At 45.9% G+C, this 3,161-nt stretch carries 6 protein-coding genes and 3 pseudogenes; 3 read left to right on the top strand and 6 right to left on the bottom strand.

All coding sequences use genetic code 11. The features are described from left to right. Nucleotides 1-2: 2 nt before the first annotated feature. Nucleotides 3-242: an integrase core domain-containing protein gene (locus AYK82_RS18645; RefSeq protein WP_425272581.1), complete on the top strand. Its 240-nt coding sequence runs from the start codon at nt 3-5 to the stop codon at nt 240-242. Between the two features lie 27 nt (nt 243-269). Here the strand turns inward: AYK82_RS18645 and AYK82_RS14260 are convergent. Further along, nucleotides 270-395: pseudogene (locus AYK82_RS14260) on the bottom strand (transposase); the annotation flags it as partial. Nucleotides 396-460: 65 nt separating this feature from the next. Beyond that, complete coding sequence (locus AYK82_RS18515; protein WP_279626435.1) at nt 461-589, bottom strand: hypothetical protein; 129 nt, start codon at nt 587-589, stop codon at nt 461-463. Between the two features lie 70 nt (nt 590-659). Between AYK82_RS18515 and AYK82_RS14250 the strand changes: the two are divergent. Next, a pseudogene (locus tag AYK82_RS14250) lies at nt 660-1,211 on the top strand (IS6 family transposase); the annotation flags it as partial. Nucleotides 1,212-1,223: 12 nt separating this feature from the next. Here the strand turns inward: AYK82_RS14250 and AYK82_RS17800 are convergent. Next, nucleotides 1,224-1,637: a tlde1 domain-containing protein gene (locus AYK82_RS17800; RefSeq protein ID WP_082733960.1), complete on the bottom strand. Its 414-nt coding sequence runs from the start codon at nt 1,635-1,637 to the stop codon at nt 1,224-1,226. 271 nt (nt 1,638-1,908) lie between these two features. Beyond that, nucleotides 1,909-2,202 carry a hypothetical protein gene (locus tag AYK82_RS18040; RefSeq protein WP_156453384.1) on the bottom strand — a complete coding sequence of 98 codons (294 nt, stop codon included), beginning with the start codon at nt 2,200-2,202 and terminating at the stop codon, nt 1,909-1,911. Between the two features lie 154 nt (nt 2,203-2,356). On the opposite strand from AYK82_RS18040, the gene AYK82_RS18420 reads away from it, so the two are divergent. Continuing rightward, nucleotides 2,357-2,581: a hypothetical protein gene (locus AYK82_RS18420; RefSeq protein ID WP_068317415.1), complete on the top strand. Its 225-nt coding sequence runs from the start codon at nt 2,357-2,359 to the stop codon at nt 2,579-2,581. Between the two features lie 63 nt (nt 2,582-2,644). Here the strand turns inward: AYK82_RS18420 and AYK82_RS18640 are convergent. Both AYK82_RS18640 and AYK82_RS18035 read right to left on the bottom strand, forming a co-directional pair. Beyond that, a pseudogene (locus AYK82_RS18640) lies at nt 2,645-2,860 on the bottom strand (calcium-binding protein); the annotation flags it as partial. A 31-nt stretch (nt 2,861-2,891) separates the two neighbouring features. Continuing rightward, nucleotides 2,892-3,053, bottom strand: coding sequence for a hypothetical protein (locus AYK82_RS18035; protein WP_156453383.1), 162 nt, complete (start codon nt 3,051-3,053; stop codon nt 2,892-2,894). Between the last annotated feature and the right edge of the window lie 108 nt (nt 3,054-3,161).

Below are 3,161 nucleotides of genomic sequence, written 5' to 3'. Positions count from 1 at the left end.
CCCTGGTCCGAAGCTACGGTCTGCGCCAAGAGTTCATCACACCATATTGTCCGCAGCAGAACGGCATGATGGAACGATTGATCCGGTCGCTGAAGGAGCAATGCGTTCATCGCCAACGCTTCGAAAGCCTAATCCATGCCAGCCGAACAATTGCTAATTGGGTTACGTTTTATAATGGCTTGAGGCCTCATCAGGCGCTTGCAATGAAGACACCTAACGAGGCATACAAATTAGCGGCATAACTTGAGCAGAAATTGCTGGGTCAATACACGCCATTTGTAGTAGCTTGCCGCGCTCATGCCATGTTCACGGCAAAGTTGGGCCACCGGTATGCCGTTTTCGCCTTGCTTCAATATTGAAATGATCTGCGCGTCGCTGAAACGAGATTTCTTCATAAAACTAGTCCTCAATATGAGGCAGTAATATCTCTACTTTTAAACTCAATCAATCTAAGGGGGGATTACCGGGACAGGTCGTAAGAACGGCTAGCCTCGGCCACCGTCGTCTTGCCCTGCAGGATCTCAATAACAAGCGCCGATTTGCGCTTCGCTGTCCAACGCTTGAAACCGTCTTCCAATGTCTCACTCATCGCTACCATTTTCCTCACTGTAGCATGAGCAGGAACTCACTGGGTCAATACAAAAGCTTGCTGGTCTGGCAGCTGGAAAGTTGACGAGACCTATATCAAGGTGAAAGGTAAATGGATCTATTTGTATAGAGCCGTGACCAACCGCGGGGAAACGATAGATTTTTACCTGTCCCCTACCCGCAATGCCAAAGCTGCCAAGCGCTTTTTGGGTAAGGCTTTAAGCGGTTTCAAAGATTGGGAGAAGCCACGTGTTATCAATACAGATAAAGCGGCAGCTTACGGTACGGCCATCGCTGAATTGAAAAAGACTGGCAAATGCCCACCAGATACCCAACATCGACAGGTAAAATATCTGAACAATGTGATTGAAGCAGATCATGGCAAGCTCAAGCGGTTGATCAAGCCCACACTTGGGTTCAAATCCATGAAGACGGCTTATGCCACCATCAAGGGGTTTGAGGTGATGCGCGCCTTAAAGAAGAAGCAGGCCAAGATATTCCAGGTTCAATCCGGGATCAGGGGAGAGGTGCGTCTCATCGAACGTGCTTTCAACATTGGCCCTGACATGCTGACGGAAACACTTGAATACTACAAACACGAAATCGAAAAACTGGCAGCCTAAAGCCAAACAGACCTAAGCAAACTCAAACCAGATATTTTTTTGCAACAGAGCCATACAACCAGCGCTCCCAGCTTCACTTCCTCCATGAATATGAAATCCTGATCGACCATAAGTTTCTGTTACACCGGATGCATCGATGCGTACAAACGTATTTCCCCAACTTGATACGCCTCCGCGCGGCGATACAAAACCTGTTTCAGATAAAACTTGCCTCCAAAGAGGTAGGTCATTCATATTTATGATGTTTTCTGTGGAAATGGACCAGTTACCCGATGGGATTGGGCCGGTGTCGGGGACATTACTTAAACTTGCTGACTGATTATTTGGACGGCCAGAAATAGCATCCCTAGAGCGAGCGACTGCTCCGGTTTTTACATCGATAGCTTGAAGTTTTAGGCCATCAAAAGCCAACCTAATATTTGCCATTTGAAGTCTCACACTTTCCTTTTAACAATTGTACAAATAGCGCTGCAAGTAAGGAGCATATCGCCCCGCCAGCGTTCAAAAAAATAACTGCAAAGAAATCCCCTTCTTTCCAAGGGAGCACATTATTACCGTGGTAATCGTAGATATTGATAAGTACTATAATTATGAATAAAAATGCCGCTGTTAAGAAGATGTACATCATTATTTTCAATAAATTCACTATCAAAGTAGAGTGCTTATACATTAGCAAACACCAAATATTATTTTCACTTCAAGTTTGTATTGAATTTGTTGTTACTATTCGATCATCGACTTGCCATTTTCTGATATCATCACCAACATTCTGGTAAGAAAGTGTTTGTCTACCGGGAGATGATTTTTCGTTGCTTAGTCGAGAGTTTATATCGGATATTTCGTTTAGGGAAAAATTTTCACGAAGGTTAGATATAACTACAGCTACACCCTGCTCACTTCCCCCGGAGTATTTGCTATGCAAGCCGGTGAGGCCGAGTTCGTCCACCTCATAAAGGTTCTCACCCTCTACATTAACCCAGTTTCCACCCATCTTATACTCCGCAAGTTTTTTGGTTCCAACCACGTCGACATTGTAAAAGCGAACTAGCCCGAAATTGATCGACGGATATGCAAACAGATAACGTCGACTTTAAGCACAAACTCTAAGATCACGATCAAACATAAATCATATATTAATACTTTAAATGCTGGGCGGGTGTCCCGCCCAGCCGATTGTTATTGCACTAGACGAAGCGGAAGTCGTCCTGATGGAGGTCACTCAAGGAGACGCCCTGCAGCAAGATGGTGTTGTCTTCATCATAGCGAATGATCGTGTCGCTGCCTTGTTGCTCGCTGGCGCCAATCACAGCCGCATAATCCGCAAAGATATCGGAGGCAAACTCGATGACATCTTCACTACCTTCGCCTGAAGTAAAGTCAGTGATTTGGTCATCACCGAAGTTATCGCCGGAGAATAGAAAGGTGTCGTTGCCACTGTCACCGCTTAAGGCATCCTTACCTTGGCCACCTTCAATAGTATCAGCGCCGCTCCCTCCTTCAAGAGTGTCATCGCCAGTGCCACCATCTAGAGTATCATTTCCGGCTTCACCGTACAGTTTGTCGTTATCCTCTCCTCCTGAAATTGTGTCGTTACCGGCGCCGCCGTAAAGTTCGTCTTCGCCTTTACCGGCTCTGTTGCAAAAAAATATCTGGTTTGAGTTTGCTTAGGTCTGTTTGGCTTTAGGCTGCCAGTTTTTCGATTTCGTGTTTGTAGTATTCAAGTGTTTCCGTCAGCATGTCAGGGCCAATGTTGAAAGCACGTTCGATGAGACGCACCTCTCCCCTGATCCCGGATTGAACCTGGAATATCTTGGCCTGCTTCTTCTTTAAGGCGCGCATCACCTCAAACCCCTTGATGGGGCTCTGTCAGGTTGATGAGCGCTTTGAGATCGCGTAGTTATTTGCCATGCTTAAACTTGATGTATTCTCGGCTCTTAAAGGTTACCGTTT

The sequence above is a fragment of the Polycladidibacter hongkongensis genome, from assembly GCF_001561995.1.
GTDB classification, from domain to species: Bacteria; Pseudomonadota; Alphaproteobacteria; order Rhizobiales; family Stappiaceae; genus Pseudovibrio; species Pseudovibrio hongkongensis.
Note: the sequence above shows the minus strand (reverse complement) of the source record. Positions and strands in the feature narration are given on the sequence as shown.